Origin of the sequence: Streptomyces sp. NBC_01334 (assembly GCF_035983595.1) — a bacterium.
GTDB lineage: Bacteria > Actinomycetota > Actinomycetes > Streptomycetales > Streptomycetaceae > Streptomyces > Streptomyces coriariae.
Window position 1 is genome coordinate 6,796,538 of the sequence record NZ_CP130718.1, and the last position, 18,169, is coordinate 6,814,706.

The window sequence follows — 18,169 nt, forward strand, 5'->3', positions numbered from 1 at the left end:
CGGTCCGGTGCCGCTGGTTCAGCTGCGCGAGTCGTCGTGCCGACCGGCCTTGCCGGCTGCCCTGCGGCGGCAGTCGGCGGCGGCGTCAGGGGCGCCCGCCCGTTCGTAGGCGCCGGCGGCAGCCGTCCACGCGGCCGCGGCGTCGCCGTCCCGCCCGACGGCGGCCAGAAGCGTGGCGATGTTCAGGTGTGTCTCCGCGACGCGGTACCAGTCGTCCACCTCGACGAGCAGGGCCGCGGCCCGTCGGAAGGCGGTCAGCGCGGCGCCGACCTGGCCCAGGTCTCCCAGCGCGGTGGCGAGATTGTGCCAGGTGATGCCCTCCCACAGGGGGTTGCCCTGGTCGGCGTAGATCGAACGGGCCTGGAGAAAGGCCTTCTTGGCATCGCGGTGGCGGCCGAGCGCGGCCAGCACCAGGCCCTCGCCGTTCCAGGTGTTCGCGACGCCGTCTTGGTCGCCGAGCTCCGCGAAGACGCGCCGGGCGCCGGTGAAGGCGGTGAGCGCCTCGACGAACCGGCGGAGGTCGTACAGGGCGTTGCCGACGGCGCACGAGGCGGTGGCCACGCCGTGCGGGACGCGCAGCTCCGTGTAGATCGCGAGTGCCTGCTGGGACGCGACGATCGCCTCGGTACGTCGGTCCAGCTTCATCAGCGCGTTGGCGTGGTGGGTCAGCGCCGATCCCTCGTGCATCCGGTCCCCGCACCGTACGGCGGCCTCCCGGGCGGCCCGTGTCACCGCCGCCGCGTCGCCGAGGTACCGGCGCTGCTGGAGGTAGCCGGACAGGCTCAGGCCCACCGCCACGACATGCTCCGCGCAGCCGGGCCGGTCCGTCCAGGCGGTGGCGCCCACGAGCCCCGCCCGCTCGGCGTCCAGCCAGGCCAGCGCCGCCTCGCGGCCGTCGAACAGATCCCCGTCCGGCATCGCGGACCGGCTCGCGCGCCATCGGACGTCGGCGGCTCGGGCGTGGCGGGCGTAGTGGGCGAGCAGGCGGGCGCGTGCGACGTCGTTGTCCCGTTCCGTCGGGAGGTCGCCCCGGCCGATGCCGAGGGCATGGGCCCGCACCAGATCGTGCATCCGCCACCGGGTGCCGTCCGCGGACGGTGTGACGAGCGAGGCGGAGTCCAGGTCCTCCAGCAGTCTCAGTACGGCGGACTCGGTGAGGTCCGCCAGCACGGCGGCGGTCCGTGTGCTCACGTCGTTCACCGGCGCCTGCCCCAGCAGCCGGAACAGCCGGCGCTGGTCCGGGCCCAGCCGGGCACAGCTGACGTCGAACACCGAGCGCAGATCGCGTGCGCCGCCGGTGCCGTGACTGAGGGTGCCCAGCAGGTCCTGGGCCTCCCGCAACTCCTCGACCAGCGCCGACACGGGACGGCGTCGACGGCGGCGCAGCTGGGCCGTCGTGACCAGCAGGGCGAGCGGCAGATGGCCGCAGAGCGCGCAGAGCTCACGCAGGGCGTCGGGCTCGCGGGCGGCCCGGTCGTCGGCCGGGTCGGTGTTCCGCAGCAGCCGCTCGACCAGGGCGACGGCCGCGTCGGGTGCCAGCTCGTCGAGCCGGACCAGCCGTGTGGGCAGCCAGTCCAGGGTGTCGCGCGAGGTCAGCAGGACACGGTGCCGGCCCTCGCCCGGCAGGAGGGGTTCGACCTGGGCCGGGTCGGAGACGTTGTCGAGGACGACGAGCACCGGCTCCCGCCCGGCTAGCTGCGAGCGGTACAGCGCGTACTGGTCGGCGGGTGTGGCGGGCACGTCCGCGTCCCGTACGCCGAGGGCCCGCAGCAGCGACAGCACGGCCTGGTCCGCGGTCGTCCGGTTGCTGTCGTATCCGCGCAGATCGACGAAGAGCGCGCCGCCCGGGAACCAGCCACGCTCGCGGGCGGCATGGGCCGTGTGCACCGCGAGGGCCGTCTTGCCGATGCCGCCCAGACCGGCGACGGCGGAGATCAGTACCGGTTCTCCGTCCGGGCCCGTACCGGGACCGAGCGCGGCCAGCAGCTGCTCGACGGCGGCGTCGCGCCCGGTGAAGGCGGCCGGCCGGACGGGCAGTGCGGCGGTCGCCGTGGGGGCGGGGCCCTGGTGGTGGTGTTCCGCCATGCCGGTGACGGGGCCGTAGTAGGTCCCCCCGCTGAACCCGACGTGATCACCGCTCAGCACGCCCTGCATCAACCCCCGTGTCCGTGGCGCGACTTGACGGTTCAGGACGGTACCGCACACGCCACGGGCCCGGCACGCAGCGGTGCCGGGCCCGTGGTCGTGCGACGGGGGGTGTGCGTCAGAGCGAGGCCGCCGCCGAGGCGATGGCCGAAGCGAAGGTGGAGACCTCGGAGTACACGCCGGGGGCGTTGGCCCGGGCGCAGCCGATGCCCCAGCTCACGATGCCGACCTGGATCCAGGCGTTGTTGGCGTCCCGGCGGAACATCGGGCCGCCCGAGTCGCCCTGGCAGGTGTCGGTGCCGCCGGCCGCGTATCCGGCGCAGATCTCGTCACTGGCGACGAGACCGCTGTAGCCGCTGTACGCGCGACAGGTCGCGTCACTCACGAACGGCACGGTGGCCTTGAGGAGGTAGCGCTGCTGGGCGCCGCCCTCGGAGGCCGAGCCCCAGCCGGCGATGGTGAAGGTGCCGGTGTTGTACTGCGTGGTGGTGGCGATCTTCAGGGTGGACTGGGTGGTGATGGGCGAGGCGAGCTTGATGAGCGCCCAGTCCTTGCCGTTGCCGTTGTAGCCGGGGGCCCGGTACACGTAGGTCGACTTCACCTGGACCCGGCCGGTGGTGGACTGGAGGTCCACGACGCCGGCGGTGGCGGTGATGCTGGTGTTGGCGCCGGTCCCGCTGACGCAGTGCGCGGCGGTGAGCACGATCTGCTGGGTGTAGAGAGCCCCGCCGCAGCCCATGGAGAGCCGGACCATGAAGGGGAACTCGCCCTGCGTGGCCCGGGTTCCGCCGACGACGGGGGCGGGGGCGGCCTGTGCGGACGAGAGGGGCTGAAGGCTGGCGATCGCGAGGGCTGCCGCGCCGACGGCTGCGAATCTCTTGAGCGCTGTGAGGAGTTTCTTCAAGGTGCTGCCTTCCGTGGGGGGTTGGCTTTGACGAGAGCATGTCAACACGAACTGCGCACCGCGAAGCTGTGCACCGCAAAGAAACGTCCATGCGCTGGCATGGTCAGGTCAAATCTGTTGCTGGATTATGGGAACCCCGCAAGCCCTCACACAAGGGGGCTGATTCAGCCACATCCGCCCACCGGCCGCCGCGCCGCCCCACCGGCCGCCGCGCCGCCCCACCGGCCGCCGCGCCGCCCCACCGGCCGCCGCGCCGCCCCACCGGCCGCCGCGCCGCCCCACCGGCCGCCGCGCCGCCCCACCGGCCGCCGCGCGGCCTCGCCGCTCCACCGGCGGCTCCGCCCGTCCGTGACTGGCGGCCACGCTCGCCGGGGCGCGGCCGGCCGCCAGTACGTCCCGGCCGTTCTCAGTCCTGGACCGCCGCCTTGGCGAAGTCGAGCAGTCCCTCGAAGTCGAGCGCCCCCGGGTCCCCGTGCGCGTTCTCCGGCACGTGCATGTGCCCGCACACCCCCTTGAACGCGTTCCACCGCTCCCCGCTCATCCGCTGACCGCCCCCGTTCCCGGCGGACTTCGGGTACGCGGGCCAGAGCGCCGGTCCGCGCAGGGGGACATGGTGGTGGATGTGCATCCACGCCAGGTATTCGGCGACGGCGCGCAATGCCCACTCCGGTGCCTTCGGCCAGTAGACGTGGGCCTGGCCGCGGGCCTTCCACTTGGCGTGCATTTCGGGGTCGCAGGTGCCGACGAGTTCCGCCTGGCAGACGTTCAGCGTGTTCGTCTCGACGCCGCCGCGCTTGTTGACCAGCGCGCGCGAGGAGACGTCGATCTCGAAGTGCTGGTACCACTTCAGCTTCCTGGCGGCGAAGTCCGGCACGGCCGTCAGGTTGGGCGCGGCGGAGCCGCCCTGGTAGTCGGGCAGCGAACGCCCTTCGGTGGTGTGCAGGACGACGACGTTGACCTCCATGCGGTCACCGCCGAAGTCGTCCTGGTACCAGTGGTCGCGGTTCGCGCCGGGGTAGTGCTGGGGTCCGGTCCTGGTGCTCATGCCTCGCGACTGTGACAGGGAACGGGGAAAGGGGCCGGGAGCTCTTCGCTTCCGACCCCTATTCGCCGATTTCCACCGTATTCAGCCGAGCGCTTACGCGTTCTTGATCGCCGAGATGTCGAAGTTCAGCTTGATCTTGTCCGAGACCAGAACGCCGCCCGTCTCCAGCGCCGCGTTCCAGGTCAGGCCCCACGCCGAGCGAAGGATCTCGGCCTTGCCCTCGAAGCCGACGCGCTCGTTGCCGAACGGGTCCTTGGCGGCGCCGTTGAACTCCAGGTCGATGCTGAGCGGCTTGGTGACGCCGAGGATGGTCAGGTCGCCGGTGATCCGGTAGTCGTCGCCGCCCAGCGCCTCGGCCGAGGTGGCGCGGAAGGTCATCGTCGGGAACTCGTCGGTCTTGAAGAAGTCGGCGGTCTTGAGGTGGCCGTCGCGGTCGGCGGACCCGGTGTCGATGCTGTCCATCGTGACGTCGATGGTGGCGCTGGACTTCGACGGGTCGGTGCCGTCCAGGTGGAGCGAGCCGGTGAAGTCGTTGAACTTGCCCTTGACGTTCGTGACCATCGCGTGGCGCGCGACGAAGCCGAGCGTCGAGTGGGCGGGGTCGATCGAGTAGTCGCCGGTCAGGGCGGCGAGCTCGGGGCTCACCGTGGCGGTGGCGGTGACGGTCTCGTCGGTGTTCTTGCGGCCGAAGATACCCATGACGTGCTCCTTGGGGACGAGAAGATCGAGTATGTTTAATCTTCAACGAGGTCAACACGGATGACCGTAGACCTATTCCGTTCAATGTTCAACATCTTCGCCCCGGTAGTGTCTGCCGGTGTCCGTCGGCTCGTGTCGGCGTCCCTCGGCGTCGGCCCCGCTGGAGTCCGGCGGTCGCGGACCGCCGTCCGGACGCTCCGTTTCACTCCGGCGAGGGCATGTGCACGCCCGGAATGTGAGGCGGGTCTCAGCCCCGAGGTTTGTGTGACCCCTACAAGCCCCGGCCCCTCTGAGCAGTCGGAACGGCTGCATGCCCGCCCGGTTCTGTTCAGGGCTACCAGGAAAACGCTCCGGAGACTGTACGGAGTCGACGTCCCTCTTTCCTTGGTGGGCTTCGTAAGGTCACTACATGACCGTTTTGGAAGAGACGACGGGCGAGCCGATCGCAGAGCCTTCGGAACCCACGGATGCGCGCGGCCGCGTGGCCGAGCTGCACGAGATCCGTGCCCAGGCGCTGGCCGGCCCGAGCGAGAAGGCGACCCAGGCGCAGCACGCCAAGGGCAAGCTGACCGCCCGGGAGCGGATCGAGCTGCTCCTCGACCCGGGGTCCTTCCAGGAGGTCGAGCAGCTGCGCCGGCACCGGGCGACCGGTTTCGGCCTCGAGGCCAAGAAGCCGTTCACCGACGGTGTGATCACCGGCTGGGGAACGGTGGAGGGCCGTACGGTCTTCGTCTACGCCCATGACTTCCGTATCTTCGGCGGCGCGCTGGGCGAGGCCCACGCCTCGAAGATCCACAAGATCATGGACATGGCCATCGCGGCCGGTGCCCCGCTGGTCTCGCTCAACGACGGCGCCGGCGCCCGTATCCAGGAGGGCGTCTCCGCGCTCGCCGGCTACGGCGGCATCTTCCAGCGCAACACCAGGGCGAGCGGGGTGATCCCGCAGATCTCGGTCATGCTGGGCCCCTGCGCGGGCGGCGCGGCCTACAGCCCCGCCCTCACCGACTTCGTCTTCATGGTCCGCGAGACCTCGCAGATGTTCATCACCGGTCCGGACGTGGTCAAGGCCGTCACCGGCGAGGAGATCAGCCAGAACGGCCTGGGCGGCGCCGACGTGCACGCCGAGACCTCCGGCGTGTGCCACTTCGCGTACGACGACGAGGAGACCTGCATCGCGGAGGTCCGCTACCTCCTCTCGCTGCTCCCGCAGAACAACCGCGAGAACCCCCCGCGCACCGAGTCCACCGACCCGGCCGACCGCCGCGGCGAAGTCCTGCTCGACCTGGTCCCGGCGGACGGCAACCGTCCGTACGACATGACCAAGGTCATCGAGGAGATCGTCGACGACGGCGAGTACGTGGAGATCCACGAGCGCTGGGCCCGCAACATCATCTGCGCGCTGGCCCGGCTCGACGGCCAGGTCGTCGGCATCGTGGCCAACCAGCCGCAGGCCCTCGCCGGTGTCCTGGACATCGAGGCGTCGGAAAAAGCTGCGCGCTTTGTCCAGATGTGTGACGCTTTCAATATCCCGATCGTCACCTTCCTGGACGTCCCTGGATTCCTCCCGGGCGTCGACCAGGAGCACGGCGGAATCATCCGGCACGGAGCGAAGCTGCTCTACGCCTACTGCAACGCGACCGTGCCGCGGATCTCCCTGATCCTGCGCAAGGCCTACGGAGGTGCCTACATCGTCATGGACAGCCAGTCCATCGGCGCCGACCTCACCTACGCCTGGCCGACGAACGAGATCGCCGTGATGGGCGCCGAAGGTGCCGCCAACGTCATCTTCCGGCGTCAGATCGCCGAGGCCGAGGACCCCGAGGCCATGCGGGCCCGCATGGTCAAGGAGTACAAGTCCGAGCTGATGCACCCGTACTACGCGGCGGAACGCGGACTGGTCGACGACGTCATCGACCCCGCCGAGACCCGTGAGGTCCTCATCAGGTCGCTGGCCATGCTCCAGTCGAAGCACGCGGACCTGCCCTCGCGCAAGCACGGCAACCCCCCGCAGTAACCCGGCAGATCCCACGGGTAACCCACCGGATCCCCTGCGGAAACCTCATCCACGGAGACTTGCACCCATGAACGCTCCCGACATCCGCGTCGAGAAGGGCCACGCCGAGCCCGAGGAAGTCGCCGCCATCACGGCGATCCTCCTGGCCCGCGCGGCCGCCCAGTCGTCCCCCACCGAGACCCACCGAGGCCGCCCCAAGGCCGGCTGGCGCCGCCTGGAGCGCGAGGGCGGCTTCCGCGCCCCGCACAGCTGGCACTAGGCGCCGCGCCGCTCCAGCCGCTTCACCGCACGAAGAAGGGCCCCTCTGCCGAGAGGGGCCCTTCTTCGTGCGTGTGCCGGGGATCTTCGTACAGGTGCCGGAGACTCGGCCTGCCCGGCACCGCAGGTGATCGCCGTTCCGTGTCCCGCCGTCGCGGCGTAAACAGGTGGGCGGCCCCTCCCGGCTCGGGAGAGGCCGCCCACCTGTCACTCCGTCGGCCTAGCGCAGGCGGGCCATCAACGCGTGCTCCACGAGCGTGATCAGCGCGCTCTTGGCGTCCGCGCGGTGGCGGGCGTCCGTCGTGATGATCGGGGTGTCGGGACCGATCTGCAGGGCCTCGCGGACCTCGTCCGGCTGGTACGGCTGCGAGCCGTCGAAGCCGTTGAGGGCGACGACGAACGGCAGGCCGCTGTTCTCGAAGTAGTCGACCGCGGGGAAGCAGTCGGCGAGACGGCGGGTGTCCACGAGCACGATGGCGCCGATCGCGCCGCGCACCAGGTCGTCCCACATGAACCAGAACCGGTCCTGGCCGGGCGTACCGAACAGGTACAGGATCAGGTCCTGGTCCAGGGTGATACGGCCGAAGTCCATGGCGACCGTGGTGGTCGTCTTGTCCCCGGTGTGGGTGAGGTCGTCGATCCCCGCCGACGCGGACGTCATGACGGCCTCGGTGCGCAGCGGGTTGATCTCCGAGACAGCCCCGACGAACGTGGTCTTGCCCACGCCGAAGCCGCCCGCCACCACGATCTTCGCGGAAGTGGTGGAGCGGGACGGACCCCCGCTAGAGCTTGCGAAGTCCACTGAGCACCCTTTCGAGCAGTGTCACGTCTGGCTGGCCGCCGGCGCTCTCGTCGCCGCCGGGCTGATGGATGGCGACCAGTCCCGCCTCCGCCAAGTCGGCGACGAGGATCCTGGCCACGCCGAGAGGGATGGTCAGCAGTGCCGAGATCTCGGCGACCGACTTGATCTCTCGGCAGAGGTTGCAGATCCGCTGATGCTCGGGCAGTTGGCCCTGCATCTGGTGCGGCTGCGCAGTGGTGTGCACCAGCGCCTCGATGGCGAGCTGGTAACGCGGGCGGGTCCGGCCACCGGTCATGGCGTACGGACGCACCAGCGGGTTGTTCGACGCCCCTGCGGGCGCCGGCTCCGGGGTGCGGCGGTGCGGCTGCACGGGCTGGATGCGCGGGGCCGACGGCTGGTCGTACGGTGACGGCCCGGGACCCTGCGGACCCTGGGGCGTGTACGGCCGCTGCTGGCTGGGCGCGGAGGGGAAGTTGTAACGGTTCGGGTTCTGGGAACCGTCGCCCTGGCCCTGGGCAGGGCCGTACGACCAGTTGCCCGAATTCGATCCGCCTGGGGGTGTTGCCACTCTCTCTCCTCCTCCGATGTGCCTGGCACCCATCACGTGGAAGCCGCGTCCCGAAACCCTACGGCCTCGGGACGCCAAAACGCACCGTTCGTTTGTTAGTTGAGAAGGCTCCCTTGGAGCTCCGCACGAAGGTCAGGGGTCAGGACCGAACCTGCTCGGTCCACCAGAAGGGCCATCTCGTACCCAATGAGGCCGATGTCCGCCTCGGGATGCGCGAGAACCGCGAGCGAGGAACCGTCGGAAATGGACATGAGGAAGAGGAATCCCCGCTCCATCTCCACAACCGTCTGGTTCACGCTGCCTCCCTCGAAGATCCGGGAGGCGCCTGCCGTCAGGGACGTCAGACCGGAGGCGACGGCCGCGAGCTGGTCGGCCCGGTCGCGGGGGAAGCCTTCGGACATCGCCAGAAGGAGTCCGTCGGCGGAGACCACCACGGTGTGGGACACCCCCGGGGTGTTGTCCACGAAGTTGGTGATCACCCAGTTCAGGTTCTGTGCCGCCTGGCTCATCGGGCTCACACTAACGCTCCTGGTTGTAGGTGCTGTCAGGACCGAGGCCCTGGCCGTTCGTTTCACTGCTGCCTGCGCTGCGTCCGCGCTGGACGCCCCGACGCAGGTTGCTCAACCTGCCACGGACGTCCTCCGGGGCGCGGGAGACCTGAGGGCCTCCCTGGGGGGTGGTCTCGGCGGCGCCCTCGATCAGATTGGCCTTGGGCACCCGCCGCGGCAGGCCGGAGGAGGTGACCCCGCCCGCCTTGGGCTTCTTCAGAGCGGAGGCCTGCTGCCAGCGCTCGTCGTTGGCCGAGCGCCAGGAGTCGCCGCCGCCGTTGCTCTCCGCGGGGGAGGGCGCCGGCTCCTGCTTCGCGGGCCGGGCGCCGTTCGCACCGCTTGCGGCGGAGCCGCGGCGGGGGAGACCGGCGTCGGTCAGCGCGTGGGAGGCGGAGGAGGACGGTCCCGGACGGTCGAAGCCTACGCGGTTCTGCTCACCCGCGTCAGCGGCCTGCGTGGATTCCGGTTCCGGAGCGTACTGGTCCTGGTAGCCGTTCTGGTAACCGTTCGTGTGGCCGTTCTGCTGGGGCCAGTCGTCCTGGTAGGACTGCTGCTCCTGGTACGGCTGGAAGCCCTCGGACGCGGCGGCGGGGGCCGCCGGACGCTCCTCCCGGCCGGGCTCCGCATAAGCGGGGTCCGGGTAGCCGCCGTTCGACGCGAAGCCGTCGTTGTGCGGAAGGCCGCCGTTGCCGGAGAACGACTCGCCCTGCGGCATGCCACCGTTCGGCGCGAAGTACTGATCGTCGTACGCCGGGCGCTGCTGCTCCTCGTACGACGTCTGCTGGTCGAACGCCGCTGGCTGCTCGGCGTACCCGGTCGAACCGTTGTCGTAGCCGGCCCCGGCACCCTGCTGGGCGGGGTCGTAGCCGTTCTGCCCGGCGTCGTACGACTGCTGCTGCTGACGGGGCGCGTCGAAGCCCTCGGCGGACTGCTGCTGCCCGGTCGGCTGGCCCGGCTGACCCGGCTGGGTCTCCAGGGCCGCACGGCGCTCCTCGCGCATCAGCGAGCGGCCCACCGGGTCCAGGTCGCGGATGTCGTCGGGGACCTCGTACTGGCTGTCGTCGAAGCCGAGCTCCGCGGCGGTGCGCATCGGCAGACCGTTGTTGAAGTCCTCGCCGCCACCGCCGTAGTTCTGCTCCGGGATGATCTGCGAGACGGTGAACTCGTCGCGCGGCTGCTGCTGCTCGCCACCGCCACCGTGGGTGATGGCGTCCGGCAGCATGACCAGCGAGGTGGTGCCGGCCTGCTCGCCCGAGGGGCGCAGCTGGACGCGGATACCGTGCCGGTCGGACAGCCGGCCGACCACGAACAGGCCCATGCGCTGCGAGATCGCGGCGTCCACCGTCGGCGGGTTGGCCAGCTTGTGGTTGATGTCCGCGAAGTCCTCGGCGGTGAGGCCGATGCCCTTGTCGTGGATCTCGATCATGACCCGGCCGTCGGGGAGACGGGTGGCCGTGACGCGAACCTTGGTCTGCGGGGAGGAGAACGTGGTCGCGTTCTCCAGAAGCTCGGCGAGCAGGTGCACGAGGTCGGTCACGGCACGGCCGTGGATCTCGGCCTCGGGTACGCCGGACAGCTCGATGCGCTCGTACTGCTCCACCTCGGAGGAGGCGGCGCGCAGCACGTCGACCAGCGGGACCGGCTGGTCCCAGCGGCGGCCGGGCTCCTCGCCGGCGAGGACCAGGAGGTTCTCGCCGTTGCGGCGCATACGGGTGGCGAGGTGGTCCAGGCGGAAGAGGTTCTCCAGCTGGTCCGGGTCGGCCTCGTTGTTCTCCAGGTCGGTGATCAGGGTCAGCTGGCCCTCGATCAGGGACTGGTTGCGGCGCGAGAGGTTGGTGAAGATCGCGTTGATGTTGCCCCGGAGCAGAGCCTGCTCGGCGGCCAGTCGGACGGCCTCGCGGTGGACCTGGTCGAAGGCGCGGGCGACCTCGCCGATCTCGTCCCTGGTGTTGATGGGGATCGGCTGGACACGGGTGTCCACCCGGCCCGGGTCGGTCCGCGAGAGCTGGTCGACCAGCATCGGCAGCCGCTGCTCGGCGATGCCGAAGGCGGCGTTGCGCAGCTGGCGCATGGCCTGGCTCATCTGGCGGGCCATGAGACTGGCGACGATGAACGCGGCGAGCAGGGCGATGATGACGATGGCGCCGTTGATGATGGCGTCGCGCTGCGCGTCGGAGGCGATCTGACCGGCGTCGGTGACCGCGCGGTCGATGAGTTCGCTCTCGACCTGGCTGTAACCCTCGAACTTCAGCGTCGCGGCCGTCATCCAGGCGTTGGCGGTGACGCCCTGCTCGGCGAGCTTCGCCGGATCCTGCCCGCTGGCGATCGCCTGGATCATCTTGTCCATGGTCGGCGGAGCGGTGAACTCCTCGCCCGCGGCGTCGGCCTTGGCCTTCGCGTCGGCGGCCTGCTGCGCGCCCTCCTCGGTCTTCTCCTTCATGACCTCGGTGAGCCGCGCGGCGTCCTCGGTGGTGCCACCGGAGACGTACTCCTGCTGGGCGATGCCCTCGAGGTAGGCGTACGAGGTGAAGGCGGTGAGCTGCTGCCGGAAGACCGTCTCGTCGGGGCTGGGCCGGACCAGCAGGTGCATGCCGATGGCGCGCTGGAGGGACTCGGCGCCCTTGGCCAGGGCGACCGCGTAGACGGTGCGGCCGTAGGCCGTGATGTTGCCGGTGCCGAGGCCGAGCTCGTTGGAGAACTCCATCAGCAGGTGCTCGACCGCGACGTAGCCCTCTTCGGTCTTCACCGGGTCCAGGGCCTTGGTGTAGGCGGCGGCGCGAATCTTCGTCAGAGTCGGCTCGGCCGCCTCCACCAGCTTCAGACGGCGCTTGAGGCCTTCCTTGTCCGGCATCCCGACGACCTCGTCGTGGAAGGCGGTGGCCTTCGCGTCGGTGGTGGCGCGGGCCGCCTTGACCTTCGAGTCGTCCTTCTTGGACTGGAGCAGCGGCTGGGCGCTGATGTCCCGCTCGTTGAGCAGGGCCTCGGCGTACTCGCCGGCGGCGGCCACGATCTTCGCCGTCTTCTCGGCGTCGCGGGCTTCCTGCCAGGTGTCGATCGAGTTCTTCACCTGGAAGCCGCCCATGACCAGGCCGACGACCACGGGTATGAGCAGGATCGCGTTCAGCCGGGTGGGCACCCGCCAGTTCCGCGGGGAGAGGCGGCCGCCGCTCTTCGCGGGTGCGGACGCCGGCTCCGAACCGGGCACAGGGGCGGGCGCCGCTCCGCGCGGCGGCGGGGTGAAGTTGCCCCGGGCCGCCGGCTCGGGACTTTGCTTGCTTCGCCTCACTCGACCAACAACCTCTCGGCGGTCGGCACCTTCGTCGTGCCGCAGTGTCTCAGAGCCCGGTCAGCCATCGACCATGAGTACGTCATTGACTATTGGGCAGTTCAGGCATTCCAGCACGACGACCAGCGCTCTTCCAAACATGGGAAAGCGCTGGTTCGGTGTGATGTAAGCCCCAGATAAAACGGTCAAAAAGAACGAGCCCCGCCAAAAGGCGGGGCTTTCGTGCGCGCAGTGAGACCAAGCGACCGCGACGCGTGTCGGTACCTGTGGATTCCACTGCCGAAACGTTATGAACACCGGAGCCGACCGTGTCAAAGGCCACAGTCGGCTCCAGAGCGTCTACGACAACCGCCGTACGGCACCGAGTGCTTGAAAGTTACCGCAGTCGCGCCATGAGCGCGTGCTCGACCAGCGTGATCAGCGCGCTCTTGGCATCCGAGCGGTGGCGGGCGTCCGTCGTGATGATCGGGGTGTCCGGTCCGATCTGGAGCGCCTCGCGCACCTCTTCGGGCTGGTACGGCTGCGAGCCGTCGAAGCCGTTGAGGGCGACGACGAACGGCAGGCCGCTGTTCTCGAAGTAGTCGACCGCGGGGAAGCAGTCGGCGAGACGGCGGGTGTCCACGAGCACGATGGCGCCGATCGCGCCGCGCACCAGGTCGTCCCACATGAACCAGAACCGGTCCTGGCCGGGCGTACCGAACAGGTACAGGATCAGGTCCTGGTCGAGCGTGATACGGCCGAAGTCCATGGCGACCGTGGTGGTGGTCTTGTCCCCGGTGTGGGTGAGGTCGTCGATGCCCGCGCTCGCGGACGTCATGACGGCCTCCGTGCGCAGCGGGTTGATCTCGGAGACGGCGCCCACGAACGTGGTCTTGCCCACGCCGAAGCCTCCCGCCACCACGATCTTCGCGGAGGTGGTGGCCCGCCCCCCGTCAGAGCTTGCGAAGTCCACTGAGCACCCTTTCGAGCAGCGTCACGTCCGGAGCGCCGCCGTTGTTCTCGTCGCCGCCCGGCTGGTGGATGGCCACCAGTCCGGCCTCGGCGAGGTCCGCGACCAGGATCCGCGCCACCCCGAGCGGCATGGCCAGGAGAGCCGAGACCTCCGCGACCGACTTCACCTCGCGGCACAGGTGGCAGATGCGCTGGTGCTCCGGGAGCAGCCCCATGAGCGCTGCCGGGTCGGCCGTGGTGCTGATCAGCGCCTCGATGGCGAGCTGATAGCGCGGCCGCGTCCGACCGCCGGTCATCGCGTACGGACGCACCAGCGGCTGGTCGCCCTCATCCCCGTACGGCTCCGCGTACGGATCATGATGGGCGGTGGGCGGGGTCATGGATCCTCCGGGCGGGACAGCATTCGCGGTCAGTCGTGCCGTCCGTCGAGGCCGGTGGGGGGATTGTGTCGGCCGGACGGTGATTTCGTGAGGTGGGTAGTGCTGGGGCGGGTCAGTGGAGCAGACTGCCCTGGAGTTCGGCGCGCAGGTCGGGCGTGAGGACCGCGCCCGCTCGGTCGACAAGCAGCGTCATCTCGTAGCCGACGAGGCCGATGTCGCACTCGGGGTGCGCGAGAACGGCGAGCGACGAGCCGTCCGAGACGGACATGAGGAAGAGGAACCCTCGTTCCATCTCGACGACGGTCTGCGCGACGCTGCCGCCTTCGAAGATCCGGGAGGCGCCGGCCGTCAGCGAGGTCAGCCCCGACGCGACGGCCGCCAGCTGGTCGGCCCGGTCGCGCGGGAAGCCCTCGGACATCGCGAGCAGGAGCCCGTCGGCGGACACGACAACGGTGTGGGACACCCCAGGGGTGTTGTCCACGAAGTTGGTGATCAACCAGTTCAGGTTCTGTGCCGCCTGGCTCATCTGACTCAACTAACGCTCCTGCTGGTGAGTGGGGCTCGGGAAACTGCCGGTCTGACCGTTGCCGGCCTGACGACCCTGCGCGATGCCCCGACGGAGATTGGTCAGCCGTCCGCGTACGTCGTCAGGCGCACGCGAGACCTGCGGACCGGGTTGGTGCTGTTGCTGCTGAGCCGTGCCCGGGACGAGGTTCGCCCTGGGCACCCGGCGCGGCAGGCCGGACGTGGTGACGCCGCCCGCGGCCGGTTGCCTGACCCGCTCGGCCTGCCGGACGAGTTCGTCGTTCGGCGAGGTGCGCCAGGAGGCATTGGCGGCGGCGGGACGCTGGGGTGCAGCCGGAGCCTGCGGCTCCTGGTGCTGCTGGTGCTGCGGAGCCTGGGCCGCACCGCCCGCCTGCTGACCGTGGAACCAGTTGGTCTCCAGCGTGTCGTAGAGCGGGGTGCGCCCGTCACCGGGACCCGAGGCCGGCGGCAGTGCCTCCGGCTCCGGACGACCCACGGGACGCTGCGGGCCCGACGGCTGCGCCGGGGTGCCGTAGCCGCCGGACTGCGGAGCGGCGAACTGGCCGGTGGACGAGGGGTCCTGGCGGCCGGGCAGCGAGTGCTGACCGGTCGAGGAGCCGTCGTAGCCGGGTGCGGCGAACTGGCCGGTGGAGCCGTTGTCGTAGGCCTGCGGAGCGAACTGGTTCGGAGCCGCCGAGCCGTTCTGGCCGCCCGGGGCACCGAAGACGTCGGACCGGGTGAAGCCGTTCTCGTCCTGCTGGCCGCTGGTACCGGGGCGCTGGAACTGCGCCGGGTCCGGCCGGCCGTTCGTGCCCGGACGCTGGAACTGGCCGGTGTCCTGCCGTCCGCCCGGACCCGTCTGGGGGTTGCCCACGGCCGGGAACTGGCCGGTGCTCTGGAGACCGTTCGCGACGGGACGGCCGAAGTCGGCGGGGCCCGCCGGGCTGTGGCGGTCGTCGGTGCGCGGGATCGCCGGTATCTCGGCGGTGGCGCCGGGACCCTGCCGGTCGTCGATACGGGGCATGCGCGACGTCTGGGCGACGTCCGGCTCCTCGTGACCGCGCGGGGCGTCCAGCGGGCTGCGCGGGACCGGCGGCTGGGCGTTCTCGTCGCCCCAGCTGGTCACCCGCGGCTGCGGGTTGCCGCCCGGCAGTTCGGCGCGCGGACCACCGCGCGGCGGCAGCTGCGGCTGGCGGCCGCGGCCGCCCTGATCGGCCTTGTTGCCCCGCTGCTGGGTCGGACGTCCGCCGAACATGTCCACACCCTGGGAGGCCGTACCGGCCGCCTGGAGACCCTGCGGCGTGCCCTGCGCCTGACCGCCGAAGCCGGCACCCGCACCGGCCGGAGCCGGTCGGCCCTGCTGGGGGGAGGCCGGAGGCTGCTGCGGTCCGCGCGGCGGCTGACCACCGGGGCGGCCACCGCCGTCACGGCCGGGCAGCGCGGCCCGGGGACCCTGACCGGCGGCGAGCCGGCCGCCGGCGCCGGGAGCGGAGCCGAGGGCACCGCCCTGCGAAGCGTTCTGCGAGCCGTTCTGGCGACGCGCGGCGGCGACGCCCGCGGCGGCCTGCGCGGCGGCGGGACCACCCGCGACGCTGCCCTGGCCGGGCTTGGGCTGAGGCTTCTTGCCGCCCTGGGCGACGTCCACGGGCAGCATGACCAGCGCGGTCGTGCCACCGGAGTCGGAGGGACGCAGCTGGATGCGGATGCCGTGCCGCTGGGACAGCCGACCGACCACGAACAGACCCATGCGTCGGGAGACCGACACGTCCACGGTGGGCGGCGAGGCGAGCCGCTCGTTGATCGCGGCGAGGTCCTCGGGGGAGAGGCCGATACCGGTGTCGTGGATCTCGATCAGGACGCGGCCGTCGGGCAGCGCGTGACCGGTGACCTTGACCTTGGTCTGCGGGGAGGAGAACGACGTGGCGTTCTCCAGCAGCTCGGCGAGGAGGTGCACGAGGTCGTTGACGACCCGGCCGGCCACTTCGGTGGTCGGCACGGAGGCCAGTTCGATGCGCTCGTACTGCTCCACCTCGGACGCGGCGGCGCGGAGCACGTCGACCAGCGGGACCGGACGGGTCCAGCGACGGCCGGGCTCCTCACCCGCGAGGACGAGGAGGTTCTCACCGTTACGGCGCATGCGGGTCGCGAGGTGGTCGAGCTTGAAGAGCGAGGACAGCTGGTCCGGGTCGGCCTCGCGGGACTCCAGTTCGGAGATGAGCGAGAGCTGACGCTGGATGAGGCCCTGGGAGCGGCGCGAGAGGTTGGTGAACATCGCGTTGACGTTGCCCCGCAGCAGGGCCTGCTCGGCGGCGAGGCGGACCGCCTCGCGGTGCACGTCGTCGAAGGCCGCGGCCACCTGGCCGATCTCGTCCCGGGAGTGCACACCGACCGACTCCACGGACGTGTCGACGTCCTGCGGGTCGGACTCGGACAGCTGCTTGACCAGCTCGGGCAGCCGGTCCTGGGCGACCTTGGTGGCGGTCTCCTGGAGGCGGCGCAGCGAACGGATCATGGACCGGGCGACGACGAACGCGCCGACCAGCGAGACACCGAGCACGAGCAGGATGAGCGCACCGGAGATGATCGCTTCGCGCTCCGACTCGGCGCGCAGCTCACGCGCCTTCTGCTCCATGTTCTCGAGCAGCGTGAGCTCGATGTTGTTCATCTGCTTGATCTTGGTGGAGCTGGCGTCGAGCCAGTCCTGGTACGACTGCTTGTCCAGCGACTCCAGGCCGCTGGAGGAGCTGAGCGCCCGGGTGGCGTAGGTGTCGGCGTCCTCGATGACCGGGTTGCCCTGCTCGATCGGCTTCAGCAGCTCCTCGGCGCCGCCGTCGCCGTAGATGCTGCGGAAACTCGCGAGTTCGGACTCCTGGTTCTCGAGTCCGGCCTCGGCGTACTGCCGGTCGTTCTCGGAGAGGTCGCCGTAGACGGTGTTGCCCACCGGCAGCGCGGCCGCGAGCACGGCGCGCTGGACGGAGGCGTACTCCTTGGCGGCGGAGAAGGCGGCCAGCGCACGCGTGCGCTGGATCATCTCCGGGTTGCTCGTGGCCTGCGCCATGTCCTGGGACAGGTCGAGCAGGCTGGTGATGAGGCGGTGGTAGGCCTCCACCGTCTGGGTGGAGTTGTTCTTCTCCGCGTAGGCCGTCGAACGGACCTTGGCGAGGTTGCCCAGGTCGCTCAGCAGACCGACGAGGCTGTCCCGGACCCCCTGGAGGTTGCCGTCCGCGGTGGCGCCGTCGATCTCCTCCGACGAGTCCTGGAAGGCGCTCAGCGCCCGGTCCGTCTTCTCGCGCAGGCCCTTGATGCCGGGGTCGGTCGCCTTGCCGTTGTGCGCCAGCGGGCCGGCCGAGCGGTCACGCTCGTCCTGGAGCGCGTCGGCCAGGTCGGTGGCCTGCTTGGTCATGTCCGTCAGCAGCTTCATGTTGTCGAGCTGCTGGATGTCGTCCATCGACTGGTTGATGCGCAGCGCGCCCAGCGAGGTGGCCGCGACCACGGGCAGGGTCAGCAGCGCCACCAGACGCGTGGAGATGCGCCAGTTGCGCAGCGCCACCCGCGGGCCGGGGCCACTGGGGCCGGTCGGCGGCTTCGTCGGAGCCGGGGGAGGAGAACTCGGCGACGCGGACGCACCGGGACGCCCGGAGCGCTCACCGCCGTCGCCGGACGGATTGGGGCCCGGGTTCTGGGCGTGCTGGGGCGAGGAGCCGACTGCCATCGGGCCAGTCCCGCCGTGCGGCTCCGGCTCGGCCGAAGCGCTGCCATCCCTCTTGAAACGTCCCTGCACTAGCGTCGCAACCTCTGGACCAGGCGTCCCTCCGCGTGAACGGAAGGACGGTGTCGGCGTGTTGAGGGGCGTCCTGAATACGCCCCCCAATTGGTCGTGAGTAACCGGCGCTGGCTCCCCCTGTCTCGCCGCCACCGGGCGCGCTGAGCGCCCTCTGTGCGCCGGCTCGATCCCGCGGCGGTCCGAGGAATTCCAGCACAGTGCAGGATCTCCAACAAGGCCCGTTGGCCAGGCTGTGACATCCGTGACACGACGTGAGGGTC

The 18,169-nt window shown here is 70.7% G+C and carries 14 protein-coding genes; 2 read left to right on the forward strand and 12 right to left on the reverse strand.

Annotated features, from left to right (window positions below; translation table 11 throughout):
• Nucleotides 1-18: 18 nt before the first annotated feature.
• From OG736_RS30635 to OG736_RS30650, 4 genes are all read right to left on the reverse strand, one after another.
• Nucleotides 19-2,154: an ATP-binding protein gene (locus OG736_RS30635; protein WP_327185244.1), complete on the reverse strand. Its 2,136-nt coding sequence runs from the start codon at nucleotides 2,152-2,154 to the stop codon at nucleotides 19-21.
• Nucleotides 2,155-2,263: 109 nt separating this feature from the next.
• A complete protein-coding gene (locus tag OG736_RS30640) occupies nucleotides 2,264-3,049 on the reverse strand; it encodes a S1 family peptidase (RefSeq protein WP_327185245.1) in 786 nt (261 codons plus the stop codon).
• A gap of 406 nt (nucleotides 3,050-3,455) precedes the next feature.
• On the reverse strand, nucleotides 3,456-4,094 hold the full coding sequence (locus OG736_RS30645) for a hypothetical protein (protein ID WP_327185246.1): 639 nt from the start codon (nucleotides 4,092-4,094) through the stop codon (nucleotides 3,456-3,458).
• A 93-nt stretch (nucleotides 4,095-4,187) separates the two neighbouring features.
• Nucleotides 4,188-4,793 carry a YceI family protein gene (locus OG736_RS30650; RefSeq protein WP_327185247.1) on the reverse strand — a complete coding sequence of 202 codons (606 nt, stop codon included), beginning with the start codon at nucleotides 4,791-4,793 and terminating at the stop codon, nucleotides 4,188-4,190.
• A gap of 409 nt (nucleotides 4,794-5,202) precedes the next feature.
• Between OG736_RS30650 and OG736_RS30655 the strand changes: the two genes are divergently transcribed.
• Complete coding sequence (locus tag OG736_RS30655) at nucleotides 5,203-6,807, forward strand: acyl-CoA carboxylase subunit beta (protein WP_327185248.1); 1,605 nt, start codon at nucleotides 5,203-5,205, stop codon at nucleotides 6,805-6,807.
• A 67-nt stretch (nucleotides 6,808-6,874) separates the two neighbouring features.
• Complete coding sequence (locus OG736_RS30660) at nucleotides 6,875-7,066, forward strand: acyl-CoA carboxylase subunit epsilon (protein ID WP_020131456.1); 192 nt, start codon at nucleotides 6,875-6,877, stop codon at nucleotides 7,064-7,066.
• A gap of 219 nt (nucleotides 7,067-7,285) precedes the next feature.
• Here OG736_RS30660 and OG736_RS30665 read toward each other — a convergent pair whose 3' ends face one another.
• From OG736_RS30665 to OG736_RS30700, 8 genes are all read right to left on the reverse strand, one after another.
• Nucleotides 7,286-7,867 (reverse strand): GTP-binding protein, encoded by a 582-nt coding sequence (locus OG736_RS30665; RefSeq protein ID WP_054239772.1) that lies wholly within the window; start codon nucleotides 7,865-7,867, stop codon nucleotides 7,286-7,288.
• Nucleotides 7,848-8,435 (reverse strand): DUF742 domain-containing protein, encoded by a 588-nt coding sequence (locus tag OG736_RS30670; RefSeq protein WP_028807404.1) that lies wholly within the window; start codon nucleotides 8,433-8,435, stop codon nucleotides 7,848-7,850. Before OG736_RS30670 ends, OG736_RS30665 begins: the two co-directional genes overlap by 20 nt.
• Before the next feature lie 95 nt (nucleotides 8,436-8,530).
• Entirely contained in the window at nucleotides 8,531-8,944 is a 414-nt protein-coding gene (locus OG736_RS30675) for a roadblock/LC7 domain-containing protein (RefSeq protein WP_037737006.1), read from the reverse strand.
• A 10-nt stretch (nucleotides 8,945-8,954) separates the two neighbouring features.
• Entirely contained in the window at nucleotides 8,955-12,269 is a 3,315-nt protein-coding gene (locus tag OG736_RS30680) for a sensor histidine kinase (protein WP_327185249.1), read from the reverse strand.
• Between the two features lie 376 nt (nucleotides 12,270-12,645).
• On the reverse strand, nucleotides 12,646-13,221 hold the full coding sequence (locus OG736_RS30685; RefSeq protein ID WP_054239771.1) for a GTP-binding protein: 576 nt from the start codon (nucleotides 13,219-13,221) through the stop codon (nucleotides 12,646-12,648).
• Complete coding sequence (locus OG736_RS30690) at nucleotides 13,202-13,600, reverse strand: DUF742 domain-containing protein (protein ID WP_009190816.1); 399 nt, start codon at nucleotides 13,598-13,600, stop codon at nucleotides 13,202-13,204. The genes OG736_RS30685 and OG736_RS30690 overlap by 20 nt, the downstream gene beginning before the upstream one ends.
• Nucleotides 13,601-13,712: 112 nt before the next feature.
• A complete protein-coding gene (locus tag OG736_RS30695; RefSeq protein ID WP_020128762.1) occupies nucleotides 13,713-14,126 on the reverse strand; it encodes a roadblock/LC7 domain-containing protein in 414 nt (137 codons plus the stop codon).
• A gap of 9 nt (nucleotides 14,127-14,135) precedes the next feature.
• Nucleotides 14,136-17,906 (reverse strand): sensor histidine kinase, encoded by a 3,771-nt coding sequence (locus OG736_RS30700; RefSeq protein WP_327185250.1) that lies wholly within the window; start codon nucleotides 17,904-17,906, stop codon nucleotides 14,136-14,138.
• Between the last annotated feature and the right edge of the window lie 263 nt (nucleotides 17,907-18,169).